Here is a 23,864-nt window from a genome sequence, read left to right as displayed (position 1 = left end):
GCCCTGACACGTCACGGGCGGGAGGCCAGCCAGGCCGAGACCGTCTTCCAGATCTCCGCCAGCGTCTCGGGCCTGGCCATCTCGTAGTGCGTGCAGTCGACCTGGCCCTGCGTGATCTCGCCCGTGATGTAGGGCGTCCAGCGCTCGGCGGGCATCTCGCCGGGCGGCATGCTCTGTTCGGCCACGATCAGCAGGGCGTCCCCGTCGAACCGGCCGTGTTCGTGCCCGGTCCGGATCGTGCGGTGGTTCTGCAGGATGCGGGCGAAGGTCCGGTACTCCTCCTCCGTCGCCGCGCCCAGAGCGCCGCCGGCCTCCCTGCGGACGACCTCGATGAGCCGGTCGACCTTCGCTTCGAGGTCGACCTCGGTCTCCTCCACGGCGTCGACGGCCTCGCCGTCCTCGCCGCGGCTCCACGGGTACTGGTCGAGGATCACCAGGGCCGAGATCTCCTGGCCCGCCGCCCGCAGCTGCACGGCCATCTCGTGGGCGACCGCGCCGCCGTAGGACCAGCCGAGCAGCCGGTAGGGCCCGCTCGGCCGCACGGAGCGGATCTGCTCGACGTAGTCCGCCGCCATCTCCGTGATGGACCGCGCCGGCTCGCTCGTGCCGTCCAGGCCGCGTGCCTGCAGCCCGTACAGCGGGATGTCGGCCTCGACGTGGCGCGCCATCGGCATGTAGCACCAGCTCAGGCCGCCGGCGGGGTGGACGAAGAAGAACGGGGGCTGCTCGCCCTGTTCCCTGATCGGCAGCAGCACACCGAGCGCGTCGCGGATCGAGGACAGGCTCATCCCCTTCATCAGCCCCGCCACGCTCGGCGCGGCGAACAGGTCACGCACGGCGATCGACACACCGCGTTCGCGCAGCGCCTCGACCAGCCGCACCGCGAGCAGCGAGTGGCCGCCGAGGGCGAAGAAGTCGTCGTCGACACCGACCTCGGGAAGCCCGAGGACCTCGGCGAACGCCTCGCACATGCCGTCCTCGAAGGAGGTCACCGCCCAGTTCGCGGTCTCCTCCCCCGCCGTCGCCTCGGGCACCGGCAGGGCCTTGCGGTCCAGCTTGCCGTTCGGCATCAGCGGCAGCCGGCCGATGGCCACCACCGCGGACGGCACCATGTAGCCGGGCAGCCGGTCCTGCGCGAGCGCCCGGACCTCGCGGCCCAGCCTCTCGGCCGCCTCGCCGTCCTCCTCGCCGTCCGGCGCGGCGGCGGCGTTCGGGACCACGTACGCCACCAGGCGCTGGTCCCCCGGGGTGTCCTCACGGACCAGGGCGACGGCCTGGCCCACCGCCGGGTGCGAGGCCAGCAGCGCCTCGATCTCCCCGAGTTCGATGCGGAACCCGCGGATCTTCACCTGGTCGTCGGCCCGGCCCACGTACCGCAGGTCCCCTTCGGGGGTCCAGCGCACCACGTCACCCGTGCGGTACAGCCGCTCGCCGGCGCCGCCGAACGGGCTCGCGACGAACCGGCCCGCGGTCAGGCCCGGACGGCCCAGGTAGCCCCGGGCGACGCTGTGACCGCCGATGTACAGCTCGCCCGCCACACCCGGCGGCACGGGGACGAGCCCCGCGTCGAGCACGTACACCTGGGTGTTGCCGATGGGGCCGCCGATCGAGGTGGCGTCGGCGTCCCGCCCGGACAGCTCCTTCGCGGTCGACCAGACGGTCGTCTCGGTCGGGCCGTAGAGGTTGGTCAGGGTCGGTGTCCTGTCCAGGATCGTGCGTGCCAGGTCCGCCGGGAGCGCCTCCGCGCCGATCATGGCCCGCACGCCGGTCCAGTCGACCGGGTCGTCCGCGTCCGCGATCAGCCCGCGCCACAGACTCGGCGTCGCGTGCACGACGGTCGCGCCGGTCGTACGGATCAGGGAACGCAGCGCCCACGGGTCGAGGACCTGCTCCTGCGAGGCCAGCACCATCCGCGCGCCGTTGAGGAGCGGCAGGTAGAACTCGAAGCCCGCCATGTCGCAGCCGTGCGTACTGACCGCGAGGAGCCGGTCGTCCGCGGCGAGCGCGAACCGGTCCTGCATCGCGCCGAGGAAGTTCACGATCGCCCGGTGCTCGACCAGAACGCCCTTCGGGCGGCCCGTCGAACCCGAGGTGTAGATGACCCACATCGGGTGTGCGGGGCGCAGTGCCGCCGTACGGTCGTCGTCGGCGAGCGGCCCGTCCGCCAGGCCCGCGAGCCGGCCGGCGGCCTCGGGGCCGTCCAGCACGATCACGGGGACGCGCGGCCGGTGTTCCGGGGCGGCCGGACGGGCGTCCAGGTCCCCGGAGGTCAGCACGCACACGGCGCGGGAGTCGTCGATGACGTACGCGATGCGGTCGGCCGGGTAGGCCGGGTCGATCGGCAGGTACGCCGCTCCCGACTTGATCACGCCCAGCAGAGCCACCACCAGGTCGACGGTGCGCTCGAAGACCGCCGCCACGACCGTCTCCGGGCCGATGCCCCGGCCCGCCAGAAGACGCGCGAGCCGGTTGGCGCGGGCGTCGAGCTCCGCGTACGTCAGCTCCTCGTCGCCGTGGACCAGGGCGATCGCGTCCGGGGTACGGGCCACCTGCGTCTCGAACAGTTCGACGACGGTCGCGTCCGGCACCTCGGCGCCGGTCGCGTTCCAGTCGACGAGCATCCGCGTCCGCTCGGCCTCGTCCAGGACTTCCACCTCGCCGAGACGGATCCCGGGGTCGGCCGCCAGCGCCGCCAGGACCCTGCCCAGTCGCTCCGTGATCCGCAGGACCGACTCCGGGTCGAACAGATCGGCGGCGGCGACGAGCGAGCCGCGCATACCGGCCGGCGCGCCATCGGCGTCGTAGAGCTCGGCGACGCTCACGTCGAGGTCGAACTTCACGACCGCGTCGGTGGTCGCACCGCCGTCGGTGGAGCCGTCCGCGGTGGGGGCCGGGGAGGCGGTGGGGGACCCGCGGCGGGCGTCGACGCCTTCCAGGTCGAGAATCGCGCGCTCGTTGTTCTGCAGGAGCAGCATCACCTGGAACAGCGGGTGGCGGGCCATGGAACGGGCCGGGGCCAGCTCCTCCACCAGCCGCTCGAACGGCACGTCCGGGTGCGCGAACGCGCCCAGACCGGCCTCCCGCACCCGTCCCAGTACCTCACGGAGCGTCGGGTCCCCCGACAGGTCGGTGCGCAGGACGAACGTGTTCACGAAGTAGCCGACCAGGTCGTCCAGGGCCTCGTCCGTACGGCCGGCGATCGCCGAACCGATCGGGACGTCCGTGCCCGCGCCGATCCGGGACAGCAGCACGGACAGAGCACCGTGCAGCACCATGAACATCGTGACGCCCTCGGCCCGCGCCAGCGCGGCGAGACCGGCGTGGACGTCCGCCGAGATCTCCAGCGGCACCCGGTGGCCCCGGTGCGAGGCGACCGGCGGCCGCGTCCGGTCGAACGGCAGCTCCAGCTCCTCCGGCACCCCCTCCAGCGTCTCCCGCCAGTAGGCGACCTGCTGCGAGATCAGGCTCTGCGGGTCCTGGCTGTCGCCGAGGACCTCGCGCTGCCACAGCGCGAAGTCGGCGTACTGGACCGGCAACGGCTGCCACTGCGGGGCGCGCCCGCTGCGGCGCGCCTCGTACGCCGTCGCCACGTCGCGGGCCAGAGGCGCCCACGACCAGCCGTCACCCGCGATGTGGTGGACCACGACGACGAGGACGTGCTCCTCGGGGCCCGCCCTGAACAGCCAGGCACGGACCGGAACCTCGGACGACAGGTCGAAGGTGTACGCCTTCGCGCCGGCGACGGCGCCGGGCAGGTCCTCCGGGGTGACGTCGGAGACGGTCAGTTCCCAGTCGAGGTCGTCGACGGCGACGATCCGCTGGTACGGCTCGCCGTCCGCGACCTCGAAGACCGTGCGCAGCACCTCGTGACGCGCGAGCACGTCCCGGAAGGCCGCGCCCATCCCCCCGGCGTCCACCGCCCCGGCGAGCCGGGTGGCCACCGGGATGTTGTACGTCGGGCTCGGCCCGTCCATCTGGTTGATGATCCACAGGCGGCGCTGCCCGTACGAGAGCGGAAGCCGCTCGGGGCGCTCCCTCGCGGTCAGTGCGGCGCGTGCGGTACGGGCGCCGGTCAGGCGCTCGGCGAGACCCGCGACGGTCGGGGCCTCGAACAGCGCCCGGATCTCGACCTCGACGCCGAGGACGGAACGGATGCGGCTGACGAGGCGGACGGCGAGGAGGGAGTGGCCGCCGAGCTCGAAGAAGTCGTCGTCGACACCGACTTCGGGAAGTCCGAGGACTTCCGCGAAGGCCAGGCAGAGGATCTCCTCCTGGAGGGTCGCCGCCCGTCGACCGCCCGAAGCGAGCGACGAGGAGTAGTCCGGTGCGGGCAGGGCCTTGCGGTCGAGCTTGCCGTTGCCGGTCAGCGGCAGTGCGTCCAGGACGACGACCGCCGACGGGACCATGTGCTCCGGCAGCCGCTGCGCCGCGAACTCCTTGAGCGCAGGGGCGAGTTGGATCTTCTCCTGCGGCTCCAGGTCGTCGGCGACGACGTAGGCGACGAGCCTGCGGTCACCGGCGTTGTCCTCACGGGCGACGACGGCCGCCTGGTCGACCAGCGGGTGGCCCGTCAGGGCACCCTGGACCTCGCCGGGTTCGATGCGGTAGCCGCGGATCTTGACCTGGTCGTCGGCGCGGCCGAGGAAGACGACCTGGCCGTCCGCCGTCCACTTCGCGCGGTCGCCCGTGCGGTACATGCGCTGACCGGTCTCGTACGGGTTGGCGACGAAACGCTCGGCGGTGAGGGCCTCCCGGCCGACGTATCCGCGCGCCAGGCCGGCGCCGGATACGTACAGCTCACCGGCGGCGCCCGGCACGACCAGGTTCAGGCGGTCGTCCAGGAGGTAGAAGCGGGTGTTGGCGATCGGTGTGCCGACCGGGACGGTTCCGTCGGCGATCGCCTCGGCGGTGAGCCGTGTGGTCGCGATGCCGATGGTGGTCTCGGTCGGGCCGTAGTGGTTGTGGACCGACCGCTCGCCCGCTGCGGCCGTGAGGAGTGCGGTGGCCAGGGCGGGCGGGGTGGACTCTCCGCCGAGGACGAGGGAGCGCCTCGGCAGGACGGGCTCGATGCCGGACGTGGTCAGGGCGGCCAGGTGCGAGGGGACGATCTTGAAGTGGTCGATCTCGTGCTCGGCGAGGTAGGCGGCGACCAGCTCCGGGTCGGTGACCGCGCCCTCCTCCAGGATGTGGAGTTCGCCGCCGGTGGTGAGGCTGGCGAAGACCACCGTGTTGCCGAGGTCTGTGGCCTGGGCCTGGAGGAGTGCGTACCGGGCGCCCTCGTCTCCGAAGCCGAGACGGTCGGGGACCGAGGCCGTGTAATTCGCCAGGCCACCGTGCGTGACCGCCACACCCTTGGGACGGCCGGTCGAACCCGAGGTGTAGATCACGTACGCCAGGGACTGCGAGTCGACAGAACGCTCGGGGCGGTCGGTCGGGGCGGCGGCGAGCTGCATCTCGACGAACGTGTCGTCGATCGCCACCAGACGCGAACGGCCCGCGGGCAGTTCGTCGAGGATCTCCTCCGTGGTCAGGGCCAGGGCCGCGCGGCTGTCGCGGAGCATGTACGCGATCCGGTCCGTCGGCTGCGCCGGATCGATGGGCAAATAGCCCGCGCCCGCCTTCCACACGCCGAGGATCGCCGCGATCACGTCCACACCACGCGGCAGGCACAGACCGACCACCGACTCCGGACCGATACCCTGACCGATCAGGTAATGCGCGATGCGGTTGGCCCGCGCGTCCAGTTCCGCGTACGAAACCGCCGTACCACCGGAGACGATCGCCTTCGCGTCGGGCACGCGGTCCGCCGACCGCTCGAACCGCTCGTGGACCAGAGCCGGTCGGCCGAAGGTCGCCGTGTCGTTCCACACGGTCAGGACCCGGTGCCGGGCCACCTCGTCGAGCACCGGGACGCCGCTGAGGCGGGTCTGCGGGCTGTCGCCGAGGAGGTCGAGTACGCGCACCCAGGCACCGGCGATCCGGTCGGCCCACTCCGGATCGAACAGGTCGGCGGCGACGGTGACCGAGCCGCGCAGCCCGGCCGGGGCGCCCTCGGCGTCGTACGTCTCGCCGACCATCACGTCCAGGTCGAACTTCGCCGCCCTGGTCCCGGTCGACATTCCGCCGGTCCAGACGACGGGCGTGGCCGAGGAGTCCAGGCCGGCGCTGACGGTGTTCTGCTTCGTCAGGACGACCTGGAAGAGCGGGTGGCGGGCCATGGAACGGGCCGGGGCCAGCTCCTCCACCAGCCGCTCGAACGGCACGTCCTGGTGGGCGAAGCCGGACAGGCCCGCCTCCCGCACCCGGGCCAGCAGCTCGGTGAAGGCGGGGTCGCCCGACAGGTCCGCGCGCAGCACCTGGGTGTTGACGAAGCAGCCGATCAGGTCGTCCAGGGCCTCGTCGCCACGGCCGGCGTGGGCCGAGCCGATCGGGATGTCCGTGCCCGCGCCCAGCTTGGAGAGCAGGATGGCCAGGGCCGCCTGCAGCACCATGAACACGGTCACGCCCTCGGAGCGGGCGAGCTCCGCCAGGCGTACGTGCACCTCGGCGGGAACGTCGAGGGGCACGCTGTGGCCCAGGTGGGAGGCGAGAGCCGGGCGGGAGCGGTCGAAAGGCAGCTCCAGCTCCTCGGGGGAGCCCGCCAGCGTCTCGCGCCAGTACGTGAGCTGCCGGGCGATGACGCTGTCCGGGTCGCTCTCGTCGCCGAGCAGCTCGCGCTGCCACAGCGCGTAGTCCGCGTACTGCACCGGCAGAGGCGTCCACTCCGGCGCCTGACCGGCGCTTCGTGCCGCGTAGGCGGCGGAGAAGTCCCGGGCCAGCGGCGCCCGCGACCAGCCGTCGCTGGCGATGTGGTGCACGAGGACGACGAGGACGCGCTCGCCCGCACCGGCCTCGAAGAGGGTGGCTCGGATCGGCACCTCGACGGAGAGGTCGAAGGCGTACCGCGCGGCCCCGGTGACCGCGTCCTCCAGATCGGCCCGGCCTACGTCGACGACGTCCAGCTCCCAGTCGAGCTCGTCGAGCGCGAGGACCCGCTGGTACGGCTGACCGTCCGCGACGCCGAAGACGGTCCGCAGGACCTCGTGGCGGCCGATCACGTCCCGCAGGGCCGCGTTCAGCACCTGGTGGTCGGCATCGCCCGACAGGCGCAGGGCGATCGGGCTGTTGTAGGTGGCGCTGGGGCCCTCCAGCTGGCTGATGAACCACAGGCGCTGCTGGGCGAAGGAGAGCGGCACCCCCTCCGGGCGGTTGCCGGCGGTCAGGGCGAGCCTGGCCTGTCCGGCGTCCGCCAGGCCGGCCGCGAGGCCGGCGACGCTCGGGGTGTCGAACAGGGCGCGGAGCGGGACCTCGACGCCGAGGACCGTACGGACCCGGCTGATCAGGCGGACAGCGAGGAGGGAGTGGCCGCCGAGGGCGAAGAAGTCGTCGTCGACACCGACTTCGGGCAGTCCGAGGACCTGGGCGAAGACACCGCACAGGAGCTCCTCGCGGAGCGTGGCCGGGCCACGGCCGGCGGTCCCCGTCGCGAACGCGGGAGCCGGGAGGGCCTTGCGGTCGAGCTTGCCGTTGACGTTCAGCGGCAGGGCGTCGAGGACCACGATCGCCGACGGGACCATGTAGGACGGCAGGCGGTCCCCGGCCAGAGCGGTCAGGATCCGCGGCAGTTCATCGGCCACCCCGTCCTCGGCCGGCACCACGTAGGCGACCAGGCGCTTGTCCCCCGGCACGTCCTCGCGGGCCACGACCACGGCCTGGGCGACCAGCGGGTGGCCGGCCAGGACGGCCTGGACCTCTCCGAGTTCGATGCGGAAGCCCCGGATCTTGACCTGCTCGTCGGCGCGGCCGAGGTACTCGATCTGACCGTCCGCGTTCCAGCGGACCACGTCACCGGTGCGGTAGAGACGACCGCCGTCGGACGAGAACGGGTCCGCGACGAAACGCTCGCCGGTCAGCTCGGGGCGGCCGAGGTAGCCGCGGGCCAGGCCCGCACCCGCGATGTACAGGTCACCAGCGACGCCCGCCGGGACCGGCGACAGGGTGCCGTCCAGGACGTACACGCGGGCGTTGGAGATCGGACGGCCGATCGGGACCGCGCCTTCGACGTTGTCGTCCGCGTACCAGGCGGTCGTGTAGACCGTCGCTTCGGTGGGGCCGTAGATGTTGGCGACCCGGGCGCCGGGGATGGCGGTGCGGATGCCGGCGACGGCGTCCGCGGTCAGTGCTTCGCCTGCCAGGACGACTGTGCGGGGGCGGGCGTGGATCTCGCCCGCGGCCACCATCTGCGTAAAGGCCGAGGGCACGCCGCTGACCAGGCTGACGTCACCCACAGGCGTGTCGATGTCCGCGTCGGCCAGGGCGAGGAGGTCGCCGACGATCTCGACGCTGCCCCCCGACACCAGCGGGCCGAAGAGCTCGAAGACCGAGACGTCGAAGTTGAAGGACGTGGAGACAAGGACCCGGCGGAAGTCCTCCCCGCCGAACTCCGCCGCCGCCCAGCCCATCAGGCCGGCCACGGAACGGTGCTCCACGACCACGCCCTTCGGGCGGCCCGTCGAACCCGAGGTGTAGATGACGTACGCCGGGTGCTCCGGACGGATACGCGTGCCCAGCGGGCCGGTCGCGATGGCGGTCAGGTCGAGCTCGTCGACGGCCACGACGGTCGCATCGGACTGCGGGACGACCGCTGTCGTGCTCGTCGAGGTCAGGACCGCCGTCGGCTTCGCGTCCGCGAGCATGTACGCGATCCGGTCCGACGGGTAAGCCGGGTCGATCGGCAGATACGCGCCCCCGGACTTCAGCACCGCGAGCAGCGCCACCACCGTGTCGATACCGCGCTCCAGGCAGACACCGACGAACGACTCCGGACCCACACCCTGGGCCACCAGGTGACGGGCCAGCCGGTTCGCGCGGGCGTCCAGATCCGCGTACGAGACCTCCGCACCACCCGAGACCACCGCCACCGCCTCCGGCGTCCGCGCGACCTGCGCCTCGAACAGCTCAGGCAGCGAACCGGCCGGCATCTCGACCGCCGTGTCGTTCCACTCGCCCACGACACGGTGGCGCTCGGTCTCGTCCAGGACCTGGACGGAGCGGAGCGGCACGTCCTCTTCGTGGTCGAGGGCCGATTCGAGCACGGTGACCAGGTTCTGCGCGGTCGTGCGCAGGAAGAGGCCCACGGTCTCCGGGTCGATCGGGGCGACCGCCTGGACGGCGAGCGAGATCCGGTCGCCGTTGTCGTCGACCGAGACCATCAGGGGGTAGTTGGTGCGCTCCTCGAAGAAGACCCTGCGCATGCCGTCGAGCCGCTCGTCGCGTACCTGGGACACCTCGGTCCCGGCGTCGGCCTCGGCCGCCCCGGCCTCCGTCGTGCCACCGCTGTTGTGTCGGTAGTTGAACAGGGCGGTGAACAACGGCACGTCGGCGGCCACCCCGCTGGCCCGCTGGGCCACCGTGAGCGGCGCGTGCTCGTGCTCGAGCAGCTCCGCGAGCTGGCCGCGCATGGCGGAGACTGCCGTCAGGACGCCGAGCGCGTCGGTGCGCACACGGACCGGGAGCGTGTTGAGGAACGGGCCGGGGACCCGGTCGGAGCCGGCGCCGGCGTTCATCCGGCCGAACAGGACGGTACCGAAGACGATGTCCTCGCGGCCGCTGACCGCGGCGAGGACGCGGGCCCACGCCAGGTGCAGGAGGGTGGCGGGGCTGGCGCCGAGGCGGCGGGAGACGGCGAGCAGCCGGGTGTGGAGGTCGTCGCCGAAGACGACCCGGGCGCGGGTCGTGCCCGTGCCGTCGCCGTGGACGTCGACCAGGCCGAAGGGGGCCGTGGTCTCGGTGACGTCGCCGAGGAGCTCGGCGAAGTACCGCTCGTGCTCGCCGGTGGTGACTCCCGTGCGGGCCTGGGCGACGAAGGTCCGGAAGGGCAGCGGTTCGGCGAGGGTGCTCCCTCGTCCGGTGAGGAACGCGTTGACCTCGGCGAGCATGACCTCCAGGGCGGTGTGGTCCTGCACCATGTGGTGGATCCGCACCAGGGCCAGCCACTGCTGCCCACCGGGCACGCGGGCCGCGTGGACGCGGATCAGCGGGGCGCGGTCCAGTTCCATCGAGTCGCCGCCGGCGGCCAGGAGCTGCGGCACCGGGTCGCCGGCCTCGGCGTCCAGCGTGGCGAGGTCGACGGGCAGGGTCGCCTGCCGCCGCACGACCTGGACGGGCTCGCGCAGGCCCTCCCACACGATCGAGGTGCGGTAGATGTCGTGCCGGTCGACCACCTGCTGCAGAGCGTCGGTGAACGCGTGGAGGCGGTCGCGGCTGTCGAACTCGACGACCGTCGGCATCACGTACGTGTCCTTGCCGCCCTCGGCAAGGAGGTGGTGGAAGAGCAGACCCTCCTGGAGCGGAGCCAGCGGGTAGACGTCCGCGATGTTCGCCGCGCCGCCGTCGACGGTGGCGACGATCCGCGCGATCTCGTCTGCGGTGAGGTCGACGAGCGGCAGCATGTCGGGGGTGATCGCGGTCGCGTCGGCCGGGATCAGGTTGGCCGGGACGGTGACCTGCTCGGCGCCCGTCGAGGCGGCGAGGCCGGCCGGGGTCGGGGCGTCGAAGAGGGCCCGGACGGAGACGGAGACTCCGCGCTTACGGAGCAGGGCGACCAGGCGGATCGCGAGGAGCGAGTGGCCGCCGAGCCGGAAGAAGTCGTCGTCCACGCCGACGCCGACGCCAGTTCCGGATCCTGCCGCGTCGAGGCCCAGGACCTCGGCGAAGGCCGCGCAGAGCATCTCCTCGCGGGCGTTGGACGGGCCACGTCCACTACCGGTGGCGTACTCGGGCGCGGGCAAGGCCTTGCGGTCGAGCTTGCCGTTCACGTTCAGCGGCAGCGCGTCGAGGACCACGATCGCCGACGGGACCATGTACGACGGCAGGTCGTTGGCTGCGAAGTCGGCGATACGGGTGGGGAGTTCGGCGGCGGTGGCAGTTGAGGGCGTGGTGTCATTCGGGACGACGTAGGCGACCAGGCGCTTGTCCCCGGGCACGTCCTCGCGGGCGATGACGGCTGCCTGGGCGACCTCGGGGTGCGCGGCGATCGCCGACTGGACCTCTCCGAGCTCGATGCGGAAGCCCCGGATCTTGACCTGCTCGTCCGCGCGACCGAGGTACTCGATCTGACCCTCCGCGTTCCAGCGGACCACGTCACCCGTGCGATAGAGACGACCGCCGTCGGACGAGAACGGGTCGGCCACGAAACGCTCACCCGTCAGCTCGGGACGACCCAGGTAACCGCGGGCCAGGCCCGCACCCGCGATGTACAGCTCACCCACCACACCGGCCGGGACCGGCGACAGGGTGCCGTCCAGGACGTACACGCGGGCATTGGAGATCGGGCGGCCGATCGGGACGATCCCGTCCACCTCGGCGTCCGCGTACCAGGCCGTGGAGTAGACCGTGGCCTCGGTCGGACCATAGATGTTGGCGACCCGGACGCCCGGGATCGCCGTACGGATGCCGGCGACAGCGTCCGCAGTGAGCGCCTCACCCGCCAGGACAACGGTCCTGGGGCGGGCGTGGATCTCGCCCGCAGCCACCATCTGGGCGAAGGCCGACGGAACACCGCTGACCAGACTGACGTCACCGACCGGCGCGTCCGCGTCGGCCAGGGCCAGAAGGTCGCGGACCACTTCCACCGTGCCGCCGGAGACCATCGGGCCGAAGAGCTCGAAGACCGAGACGTCGAAGTTGAAGGACGTGGAGACGAGAACGCGTCGGAAGTCCTCTCCGCCGAACTCCGCCGCCGCCCAGCCGAGGAGCCCCGCCACCGATCGGTGCTCGACCACGACGCCCTTCGGGCGGCCGGTGGAGCCGGAGGTGTAGATGACGTAGGCCGGGTGCTCCGGGCGGATACGCGTCCCCAGGGGGCCGGTCGGGAGGGCGGTCAGGTCCAGCTCGTCGATGGCCACGACGGTCGTCGTGTCCGACTGCGGGATCACGGATGCCATACCCGTCGAGGTCAGGACCACGGTCGGCTTCGCGTCGCCCAGCATGTACGCGATCCGGTCGGCCGGGTAAGCCGGGTCGATCGGGAGGTACGCGCCTCCGGACTTCAGCACCGCGAGCAGCGCCACCACCGTGTCGATGCCACGCTCCAGGCAGACACCGACGAACGACTCCGGACCCACACCCTGAGCCACCAGGTGACGGGCCAGCTGGTTCGCGCGGGCGTCCAGGGACGCGTACGAGACCTCCGCACCGCCCGAGACCACCGCCACCGCCTCCGGCGTCCGTACCACCTGCGCCTCGAACAGCTCAGGCAGCGAACCCGCCGGCATCTCGACCGCCGTGTCGTTCCACTCGGTGAGGACCTGGCGCAGGCCTGCCTCGTCCAGGACCTGGACGGAGCCGAGCGGCACGTCCTCGTCGTGGTCGAGGGCCGATTCGAGGGCCGTGACCAGGTTCTCCGCGGCCGTGCGGACGAACTCGCCGACCACACGGGGGTCGATCGGGGCGACCGCGTCGACGGCCAGCGTGAACAGGTCGCCGTTGTCGTTGACCGAGACCATCAGGGGGAAGTTGGTGCGCTCGCGGGTGAAGACCGCGCGCATGCCCTCCATGCCCTCGTGGCGGCGCTTGTCCGCGCGCTGCTCGGCGCTGCGGCCGGGGTTGTGGCGGAAGTTGAACAGGGCGGTGAACAGCGGCGTGTCGCCGGTGACGCCGCTGGCGCGCTGCGCCACGACGAGCGGGGCGTGCTCGTGCTCGAGGAGCTCGGCGAGCTGGCCGCGCATGGCGGCGACGGCCGCTCGGACGCCGGTGGCGTCGGTGCGGACGCGTACGGGCAGGGTGTTCATGTACGGGCCGGGGACCTGGTCGGCGCCCTCGCCCGCGTTCATGCGGCCGAAGAGGACGGTGCCGAAGACGACGTCTTCGCGGCCGCTGACGGCGGCGAGGACGCGGGACCAGGCGACGTGCATGACGGTCGCGGGGCTCGCGCCGAGCCGACGGGAGACTTCGCGGAGCCGTACCGTCAGCTCCGGATCGAACGGCACCACTTCGCGTATCGCTCCGGCGCCGTCACCACGGACGTCGGCGATGCCGAAGGGGGCGGTGGGCTCGGTGACGTCGCCGAGGAGGTCGGCGAAGTAGCGCTCGTGCTCGGCGCGCGCGACGGCGCCCCGGGTCTGGGCGACGAAGTTCCGGAACGGCATCGGGGCGGCCAGTTCCCGGCCCCGGCCGGCCAGGATCGCCTGGACCTCGTGGAACACGATCTCCAGCGCGGTGTGGTCACGGACGACGTGGTGCGCCCGCAGCAGACCGAGCCAGCGGCCGGTGCCCGGGACCTGCGCCGCGTGCATCCGCAACAGCGGGGCCTGCGTCAGGTCCATGCGCAGACCGCCGGCCGCGAGGAGTTGCTCCGTGGGGTCGCCGCCCTCGGGGTCGAGGACGACGTCGGTGACGGGCAGGGTGGCGTGGCGCCACACGACCTGGACCGGCTCGCGCAGGCCCTCCCAGACGATGGAGGTGCGGTAGATGTCGTGCCGGTCGACGACCTGCTGGAGGGCGTCCGCGAAGGCGTCGAGCCGGTCACGGGCGTCGAACTCGAGGACGGTCGGCATGACGTAGGCGTCGTCGCCGCCGTCGGCGAGGAGGTGGTGGAAGAGCAGACCCTCCTGGAGCGGGGCCAGCGGGTAGATGTCCGCGATGTTGGGCGCTCCGCCGTCGACGGAGGAGACGATGGCGGCCAGTTCATCGGTGGTGAGGTCGACGAGCGGCAGCATGTCGGGGGTGATCGCGGTGATCGCGGTCGCGTCGGCCGGGATCAGGTTGGCCGGGACGGTCACCTGGACCGCGCCCGCCGAGGCGGCGAGGCCGGCCGGGGTCGGAGCCTGGAAGAACGAGCGGACCGAGACGGAGACACCGCGCTTCTGCAGGAGGGCGACGAGGCGGATGGCCAGCAGGGACTGGCCGCCGAGGACGAAGAAGTCCTCGTCCACGCCCACGCTTTCGAGACCGAGGACCTCGGCGAACGCGGCGCAGAGGATCTCCTCGCGGGCGTTCGAGGGACCACGGACCGCCGCGCTCGTGTCGTGCTCCGGAGCGGGCAGTGCCTTGCGGTCGAGCTTGCCGTTCGCGGTCAGCGGCAGCGCGTCCAGAACGACGACCGCCGACGGAACCATGTAATCAGGCAGGCGGTGAGCGGTGAACTCGGTGATGGGGACGGTCGGTTCGTCGGAGACGACGACGTACGCGACCAGGCGGCGGTCGCCGGGAATGTCCTCCCGTACGACCACGGCGGCCTGTGCGACCTGCGGGTGCGCGGCGACCGCTGCCTGGACCTCGCCCAGTTCGATGCGGAAGCCGCGGACCTTGACCTGGTCGTCGGTACGGCCCAGGAAGACCAACTGGCCGTCCGCCGTCCACTTCACCCGGTCGCCCGACCGGTACATCCGCTCGCCCGAGGCCGAGAAGGGGGAGGCGACGAACCGCTCCGCCGTCTGGACCGGACGATTCACGTAACCGCGCGCCAGACCCGTACCCGACACATACAGCTCACCGGCCACACCGACCGGAACCTCACGCAAGGACTCGTCGAGAACGAACACCCGGGCGTTCGGGACCGGCCTGCCGACCACGACGTCCGCGGACGTGGACAGGCGCGCGATCGAGGTGTCGACCGTCGCCTCCGTCGGGCCGTAGAAGTTGAAACCCTCCACACCCTCCAGAGCACGCAACCGCTCCCATAGTGCGGTCGGAGTGGCCTCGCCACCGACGCCGATACGGGAGGGGTGCTGGTCGGCGTCGAACAGGCCCTGGTCCATCAGGACCTGGAGATACGAGGGGGTGATCTCGGTGAAGTCGATACGGGAAGCGGTCATCCAGGCGACCAGACGACCCGCGTCCAGCCACGTGTCCGCGTCCACGACATGCAGCTCATGACCCGAGAACAGCGCCGAGAGCTGGTTCCACGACGCGTCGAAGGAAACCGACGTGGTCAGAGCGACCTTCAGCGGTGCGCCGTCCGTCGTCGCGAACACCGACCGGCCGTGGCTCTCGCACAGACCCACGACACCGCCATGGGTGACGACCACGCCCTTCGGACGGCCCGTCGAACCCGAGGTGTAGATGACGTACGCCGGGTGCTCCGGACGGACCGTCACATCCAGCGGCCCCTCCCCCGCACTCTCCAGCGCCGAGGTGACCTGCGGGTCGTCCAGGAGGACCACTGTCGCGTCCGAGACCGGCAGCACGCCCGCCGTCGCCGACGACGCCAGGACCACGACCGGCGACGCGTCCCCGACCATGTACGCGATCCGCTCCGCCGGATACCCAGGATCCAGCGGCAGATACGCGCCACCAGCCTTCAGCACGGCCAAGAGCGCGACGATCAGATCGGCGCCCCGCTCCAGGCACACACCGACCAGCGACTCCGTACCCACACCGTGAGCGGCGAGGTAACGGGCCAGGCGGCCGGCGCGACGGTCCAGCTCCCCATACGACAGGGACTCCCCCGCCGCCACCACAGCGACCGCGTCCGGCGTCCGCTCCACCTGCACCGCGAACAGCTCCGGCAGCGAACCCGCCACCACCTCCACAGCCGTGTCGTTCCACTCCGCCAGCCGCCGGCGATCGGACACGTCCAGGACCTCGACCTCACTCAGCCGCGACCCCGGAGCCAGCACCAGCATCTCCAGGGCCTTCGCCCAACGCGCCACCAGCCGTTCGGCCGTCTCCACGTCGAACAGGTCCGCCGACGCCACCACCGAACCACGCAGACCCGCCGGCGCACCCGCCCCGTCGAAGACCTCCGTGACAGAGGCGTCCAGGTCGAACTTCGCGGCGGACTCGCTGGTGGCCGGGCCGTTGTGGGTGACGGTTTCGGTCGGAGCCTGTGCGTCGCGGGCCTGGGCCGGGGCGTTGCCGGTGCCCGTGCCGGGCAGGTCGAGGACGGCCTCGCCGGTGTTCTGGACCTTCAGCATCACCTGGAAGAGCGGGTGCCGGGACAGGGAGCGGGCCGGGGCGAGTTCCTCGACGAGCTTCTCGAACGGCACCTCCTGGTGCTCGAAGGCCGCCCAGCCCGCCTTCCGTACCCGGGCGAGGAGTTCGGTGAAGGTCGGGTCGCCCGACACGTCCGTGCGCAGGACGAGGGAGTTGATGAAGAAGCCGACGAGGTCGTCGAGGGCGACGTCCGTACGGCCGGCGACCGTCGTGCCGATCGGGATGTCGGTGCCCGCGCCGAGGCGGGAGAGGACGGCCGCGAGGGCGGCCTGGAGCACCATGAAGGGGGTCACGCCCTCGGCCTTGGCGAGCTCGGCGAGGCGCGCGTGGACCGGGGCGGGCACGGTGAGCGGGACCTTGTGGCCGCGGTGCGAGGGAAGTGCGGGACGGGAGCGGTCGGTGGGGAGCTCCAGATCCTCCGGGATGTCGGCCAGCACGCCGCGCCAGTAGGCCATCTGCGTGGACAGCACGCTGTCCGGGTCGTTCTCGTCGCCGAGCATCTCGCGCTGCCAGAGCGTGTAGTCGGCGTACTGGACCGGCAGCGGCTCCCAGTCGGGGGCCTGGCCGGCGGCGCGGGCCGCGTAGGCGACGGAGAGGTCGCGGGCCAGCGGGCGCTTGGACCAGCCGTCGCTGGCGATGTGGTGCGTCACCAGGACGAGCACCTGCTCGCCGCCGCCGGTGGAGAACAGCGAGGCACGGATCGGTATCTCGGCGGACAGGTCGAAGGTGTGCCCGAGGACGGCGGCGATCGCGCCGTCGAGCTCGGCGGGGGCGACCTCGGCCACCGTCAGCGACCAGTCGAGGTCGGCCGGCTTCAGGATGTGCTGGTACGGCTCGCCGTCGGCGACCCGGTAGACCGTGCGCAGGACCTCGTGGCGGCCGATCACGTCCCGCAGGGCGGCGCCGAGCGCCGTCCCGTCGGTCTCGGCGGACAGGCGCAGCACGACCGGGATGTTGTACGTGGAACTCGGGCCCTCGGACTGGCTGAGGAACCACAACCGCCGCTGCGCGAAGGACAACGGGATCATCAGGACTCCTCCTGGTTACGCATGGGCCGCAACGCCGGCCGTGCTGTCTTCTGGTGGGCTAGTTGTTGTGCGAGTGCTGCCACGGTCGATGCCTCGAGGAGCACGCGGAGCGGGACCTCGACGCCGAGTTCGGCGCGGATCCTGCTGGTCAGGCGGACGGCGAGCAGGGAGTGGCCGCCGAGGGCGAAGAAGTCGTCGTCGACGCCGACTTCGGGGAGCCCCAGGAGTTCGGCGAAGGCCGCGCAGAGGATCTCCTCCTGGCGGTTGGCCGGCCCGCGTCCTGCCGAGGCTGAGTGCTCGGGGGCGGGGAGGTTCTTGCGGTCGAGCTTGCCGTTGGCGGTCAGCGGGAGCGCGTCGAGGACGACGACCGCGGACGGGACCATGTAGTCGGGAAGCCTGCTGCCGACGAACTGTCTTACGGGTTCCGCGAGTTGTTCGGGGACTTCGGGGTCGGTGGGGACGACGTAGGCGACGAGGCGGGTATCTCCCGGGGTGTCCTCCCGGGCGATGACCGCCGCCTGGGCAACCTCGCGATGCGCCGTGACGACGGCTTCGACCTCGCCCGGCTCGATACGGAAACCACGGACCTTGACCTGCTCGTCCGCACGGCCCAGGTACTCCAGGAGACCGTCCTTGGTCCAGCGGGCCATGTCACCCGTGCGGTACATCCGCTCGGCGGGCTCGAAGGGGTTGGCCACGAAACGCTCGGCCGTCAGGGCGGGGCGCTTGACGTAGCCGCGGGCGAGCTGGATGCCGGCGATGTAGAGCTCGCCGGCGACACCCGGGGCGACGGGGCGCATACGCCCGTCGAGGACATACAGGCGGGTGTTGGCGATCGGGCGACCGATCGGCACCGTGTCCCCGACACTCTGACCTGCCGAGATCTCGTACACGCAGCAGCCGACGACCGTCTCCGTCGGACCGTACTCGTTCACGATCACCGACTGCGGAGCCCGGGCCAGCCAGTCACGGACGACCGTGCCCGACAGGGCCTCGCCACCGACGACCCATGTACGGGACGCCTGCGCCGCCTGCTCGGTGGTGAGCATCTCCGAGAGGAGCGGGAGATGGGCCGGGACCGCCTTGACCAGACCGAACGTCTCCGACGCCTTCACCAGACTGGCGAGGCCCTCGGCGCCGCCCTGCTCGTCGGCCACGACCGCCGAGCCGGCGACCAGGGGCACCAGGACACTGGTCACCGTCAGGTCGAACGCGAGCGACGAGTGCAGCGGCGCACCACCGTCGGTGTTGTTCATGCCGTACGCGTCGACTGCCCAGGTCACGTAGTTCGCCAGGCCCTCGTGGGTGACGGCCACGCCCTTCGGGCGGCCCGTCGAACCCGACGTGTAGATCACATACGCGACCGACTCGGGCTGCACCTTGACTTGGGGTGTCTCTGCCGGAGCTGCTGATAGCTGCATGCTCATGAGCGGGCTGTCCAGGGCCACGAAACGGTTCCGGCCCGCCGGGAGATCATCGAGGATCTCCTCCGTCGTCAGCGTCAGGACCGCACCGCTGTCGGCCAGCATGAAACCGATCCGCTCCGCCGGATACTCCGGATCGATCGGCAGATAGGCCGCACCGGCACGCCACGACGCCAGGAACGCGACCACCGCGTCGACCCCACGCGGCAGGCAGACGCCGACCACCGACTCCGCACCGACGCCCTGACCGATCAGGTACTGCGCCAGACGATTCACCCGGACGTCCAGCTCCGCGAACGAAACCCCCGTCCCGTCGGCGACGACAGCCACCGCATCCGGAGTCCTCGCCACCTGCGCCGCGAACAGCTCCGGCACCAACACCGAACCCAGGTCCCTCGCAGTGTCGTTCCACTCCACCAGCACCCGACGACGCTCGTCGGAATCGAGGACGTCGAGGTCGCTGAGGCGGGTCTGGGGTTCGGTGACCAGGTGCCCGAGTGCACGGGTCAGTCGCGCGCTCAGGGACTCGGCCGTGTCCGGGTCGAAGAGGTCGGCCGCTGCGATCACCGAGCCCCGGACGCCCGTCGGGGTGCCGTGGCCGTCGAAGGTCTCGGAGAGCCGGACCTCCAGGTCGAACTTGGCGACCGTCTTCGCGACCGGGAATCCGCCGGCCTGTACGCCGGGGAGGTCGAGGACGGCGTCGGCGTTGTTCTGCAGGTCCAGCTGGACCTGGAACAACGGGTGCCGGGCCATCGAACGGCTCGGCGCCAGCTCCTCCACCAGCCGCTCGAACGGCACCTCCTGATGCGCCAGCGCCGAAAGACTGACCTCCCGCACCCGCCCCAGGACCTCACGGAACGTCGGATCACCCGACAGGTCCGTACGGATCACAAGGGTGTTGATGAAGAAGCCCACCAGGTCGTCCAGGGCCTCATCCGTACGGCCGGCGTTCGCCGAACCGATCGGGATGTCCGTACCCGCACCCAGCTTCGACAGCAGCATCGCGAGAGCGGACTGCAGAACCATGAAGGGAGTCACCCCCTCGGCTCGCGCCACCTCGACCAGACGCGCGTGGACCTCGGCCGGAATCTCCACCGGCACCCGATGCCCACGATGCGACGCCACCGCCGCACGCGAACGGTCGAATGGCAGCTCCAGCTCCTCCGGAGAACCCGCCAACGCGTCACGCCAGTAGATCATCTGACGAGCCATCACACTGTCAGGGTCGTTCTCGTCACCGAGCAGCTCGCGCTGCCACAACGCGTAGTCCGCGTACTGGACCGGCAGCGGCTCCCACGTCGGCGTCTCTCCGGCGCTTCGCGCCGCGTACGCCGTGGACAGGTCCCGGGCCAGCGGAGCTATCGACCATCCGTCACCCGCGATGTGGTGCAGCACCACGACCAGCACCCGCGCATCGGGACCGGCCTCGAAGAGCGTGGCTCCTATGGGGAGCTCACGGGTGAGGTCGAACTCCCGGGCGGTCGCCTTCGCGATGGCCGCGTCGAGATCGTCGGACGCAACGGTGACGCGCTCCAACTGCCATTCGGTGTACGCGGGTTCGACGATGCTCTGGTACGGCTCGCCGTTCTCGGCCGTCGGGAAGACGGTCCGCAGGACCTCGTGCCGGCCGACCACGTCACGGAAGGCCAGAGCGAGCGCATCCCCGTCGATGCCGCCGTCCAGGCGGAGGGCGAACGGGATGTTGTAGGTCGCGCTGGGGCCCTCCAGCCGGCCGATGAACCACAGGCGCTGCTGGGCGAAGGACAGCGGAACCCGTTCCGGCCGCTCCCCCGCCGCCAGCGCGAGCCTGGCACGACCCGCACCGTCGAGACCGGCCGCGAGACCGGCCACCGTCGGCGTGTCGAACAGGGCGCGGAGCGGAACCTCGACACCGAGGACCGTACGCACCCGGCTGATCAGACGAACCGCGAGGAGCGAGTGGCCGCCGAGGGCGAAGAAGTCGTCGTCCACACCGACCTCGGGCAGTCCGAGGACCTGGGCGAAGACTCCGCACAGGAGCTCCTCGCGGAGCGTGGCCGGGCCACGGCCGGCGGTTCCCGTCGCGTACTCGGGGGCTGGGAGGGCCTTGCGGTCGAGTTTGCCGTTGACGTTCAGAGGCAAGGCGTCGAGGACCACGATCGCCGACGGGACCATGTAGGAAGGGAGGCGCCCGCCCGCGAAGTTGGTTATTTGGGTGGGGAGTTCGGCGGCGGTGGTGGTGGCAGTTGAGGGCGTGGTGTCGTTGGGGACGACGTAGGCGACCAGGCGCTTGTCCCCGGGCACGTCCTCGCGGGCGATGACGGCCGTCTGGGCGACCTCGGGGTGCGCGGCGATCGCCGACTGGACCTCTCCGAGTTCGATGCGGAAGCCCCGGATCTTGACCTGCTCGTCCGCGCGACCGAGGTACTCGATCTGACCCTCCGCGTTCCAGCGGACCACGTCACCCGTGCGGTAGAGACGACCGCCGTCGGACGAGAACGGGTCCGCGACGAAACGCTCACCCGTCAGCTCGGGACGACCCAGGTAACCGCGGGCCAGGCCCGCACCCGCGATGTACAGCTCACCCACCACACCGGCCGGGACCGGGGCAAGGGTGCCGTCCAGGACGTAGACCCGAGCGTTGGAGATGGGGCGGCCGATCGGGACCGCGCCTTCGGTGCCCGCGTCCGTACCCGCGTACCAGCCCGTCGTGTAGACCGTGGCCTCGGTGGGGCCGTAGATGTTGGCGACCCGGGCGCCGGGGATGGTCGTGCGGATGCCGGCGACGGTGTCCGCCGTGAGGGCTTCGCCCGCCAGGACAACGGTCCTGGGGCGGGCTTGGATCTCGCCTGCGGCCACCATCTGGGCGAAGGCCGAGGGCACGCCGCTGACCAGGCTGACGTCACCGACCGGGGTGTCGGTGTCGGCCAGGGCGAGGAGGTCGCGGACCACTTCCACCGTGCCGCCGGAGACCAGCGGGCCGAAGAGCTCGAAGACCGAGACGTCGAAGTTGAACGACGTGGAGACCAGGACCCGGCGGAAGTCCTCTCCGCCGAACTCCGCCGCCGCCCAGCCGAGGAGTCCCGCCACCGATCGGTGCTCGACCACGACGCCCTTCGGGCGGCCGGTGGAGCCGGAGGTGTAGATGACGTAGGCCGGGTGCTCCGGGCGGATACGCGTGCCCAGGGGGCCGGTCGGGAGAGTGGTCAGGTCGACCTCGTCCAGGACCACGACGGTCGTCGCGTCCGACTGCGGGATGGCCGCCGACGTGCTCGTCGAGGTCAGCAGCGCCGTCGGCTTGGCGTCCGCGAGCATGTACGCGATGCGGTCGGCCGGGTAAGCCGGGTCGATCGGAAGGTACGCGCCGCCCGACTTCAGCACCGCGAGCAGCGCCACGACCGACTCGATGCCACGCTCCAGGCACACTCCGACGAACGACTCCGGGCCTACGCCCTGGGCTACCAGGTGACGGGCCAGCTGGTTCGCGCGGGCGTCGAGGTCCGCGTACGAGACCTCCGCACCACCCGAGACCACCGCCACCGCCTCCGACGTCCGCGCGACCTGCGCCTCGAAGAGACCGACCACGGTGGCGTCGCCGGGGAAGTCGACCGTCGAGTCGTTCCACTCGGTCAGCACCTGGCGCAGCTTCGTCTCGTCCAGGACCTGGACGGAGCGGAGCGGGACGTCCTCGTCGTGGTCAAGGGCGGATTCGAGGGCGGTGACCAGGTTTCCGGCCGCCGTGCGGACGAACTCGCCGACTCCGCGCGGGTCGATCGGCGCGACCGCGTCCACGGCGACCCAGAGGCCGTCGCCGTTGTCGTCTACCGAGACGAGCAGGGGGTAGTTGGTGCGCTCGTGGGAGAAGACGGTCTTGATGCCGTCGAGCTGCTCGTTGCGCGGGTTCTGGGGCTGCTTCTCGGGATGCGCCTGGTCTTCGGTCGTGCTGTTCGCCTTGTTGTGGCGGTAGTTGAAGAGGGCCGTGAAGAGCGGGGCGCCGGTCGGCATGCCGCTGGCCTGCTGTGCCACGGTGAGCGGGACGTGCTCGTGCTCCAGGAGCTCGGCCAGTTGGCCGCGCATCGCGGTGACGGCCTCGAGAACGCCGAGGCGGTCCGTACGGACCCGGACCGGGAGCGTGTTGAGGAACGGGCCGGGGACCCGGTCGGAGCCGGCGCCGGCGTTCATCCGGCCGAAGAGGATCGTCCCGAAGACGACGTCCTCGCGGCCGCTGACCGCGGCGAGGACGCGCGCCCACGCCAGGTGCAGGAGGGTGGCGGGGCTGGCGCCGAGGCAGCGGGAGACCCGCCGGATCCGGTCCGTCAGCCCGTCGCCGAAGGGGACGACCTGGCGCGTCGAGTCGGCACCGTCGCCTCGTACGTCCGCAACGCCGAAGGCGGCCGTCGGTTCGGTGACGTCACCGAGGAGGTCGGCGAAGTAGCGCTCGTGTTCCGAGCGGTCGGCGGCACCACCGCGTGTCTGCGCCACGAAGGTGCGGAACGGCAGCGGGTCCGGGAGGTCCGCGCCCCGGCCCTCCAGGAACGCCCGCACCTCCTCCATGAGGATGTCGAGAGCTGTGTGGTCGCGGACCATGTGGTGGACCCGCACCAGGGCCAGCCACCGTTCTCCGCCGGGGACGGCGGCCGTGTGGATCCGGATCAGGGGGGCTTCACCGAGGTCCATCGCGTAGCCGCCGGCGGCGACGAGGGCGGCGACCGGGTCGGTGCCGTCCGCGTCGAGAGCGACGTCGGTGACGGGCAGGGTGGCGTGGCGCCACACGACCTGGACCGGCTCGCGCAGGCCCTCCCACACGATCGACGTGCGGAAGATGTCGTGCCGGTCCAGGACGTTCTGCAGCGCGTCGAGGAAGGCGTCGAGCCGGGCGCGGGTGTCGAACTCGGCGACCGTCGGCAGGACGTAGGCGTCGTCCCCGCCCTCGGCGAGGAGGCGGTGGAAGAGCAGGCCTTCCTGGAGCGGGGCCAGCGGGTAGATGTCGGCGATGTTCGCCGCGCCGCCCGTGACCGTGGCGGCCACGGCCGCGATCTCGTCGGGGGTGAGGTCGACGAGCGGCAGCATGCCCGGCGTGATCTCGGTGGCGTCGGCGGGGATGAGGTTCTCGGGGGCGGCGATCTGCTCGGCGCCCGCCGAGGCCGCGAGACCGGCCGGGGTCGGCGTCTGGAACAGCGCCCGCGCGGAGACCGTGACGCCCTGTCGACGCAGCAGCTCGACAAGGCGGATCGCGAGGAGCGAGTGGCCACCGAGGCGGAAGAAGTCGTCGTCCACGCCGACGCCGACGCCGGTTCCGGATCCGGTTCCGGATCCGGTGCCGGTGCCGGTGCCGGTGCCGGTGCCGGTGCCGGTGCCGGTGCCGGCCGCGTCGAGGCCCAGGACCTCGGCGAAGGCCGCGCAGACGATCTCCTCGCGGGCGTTGGACGGGGCGCGTCCGCCGCCGGTGGCGTACTCC

Annotated in this window: 2 protein-coding genes (1 of these 2 cut by a window edge); both read right to left on the bottom strand. The window is 71.8% G+C overall.

The window, feature by feature from the left end:
- Nucleotides 1-11: 11 nt before the first annotated feature.
- Nucleotides 12-17,003 (bottom strand): amino acid adenylation domain-containing protein, encoded by a 16,992-nt coding sequence (locus N5875_RS38060; RefSeq protein WP_338499014.1) that lies wholly within the window; start codon nt 17,001-17,003, stop codon nt 12-14.
- A protein-coding gene (locus N5875_RS38055; RefSeq protein ID WP_338499013.1) for an amino acid adenylation domain-containing protein crosses the window boundary here: on the bottom strand, nt 17,003-23,864 show its 3' portion. It continues 2,942 nt past the right edge of the window; 6,862 of the gene's 9,804 nt are visible here — the last part of the coding sequence; its start codon lies beyond the right edge, outside the window — the gene reads right to left on this strand; the stop codon is at nt 17,003-17,005. Before N5875_RS38055 ends, N5875_RS38060 begins: the two co-directional genes overlap by 1 nt.

This window comes from Streptomyces sp. SJL17-4 (assembly GCF_036826855.1).
Lineage (GTDB): Bacteria > Actinomycetota > Actinomycetes > Streptomycetales > Streptomycetaceae > Streptomyces.
This window is presented reverse-complemented; position numbering and strand designations above follow the sequence as displayed.

Coding starts and splice junctions, on each gene's coding strand:
- N5875_RS38060 (WP_338499014.1), bottom strand. CDS start 17,003: ATGATCCCGTTGTCCTTCGCGCAGCGGCGGTTGTGGTTCCTCAGCCAG.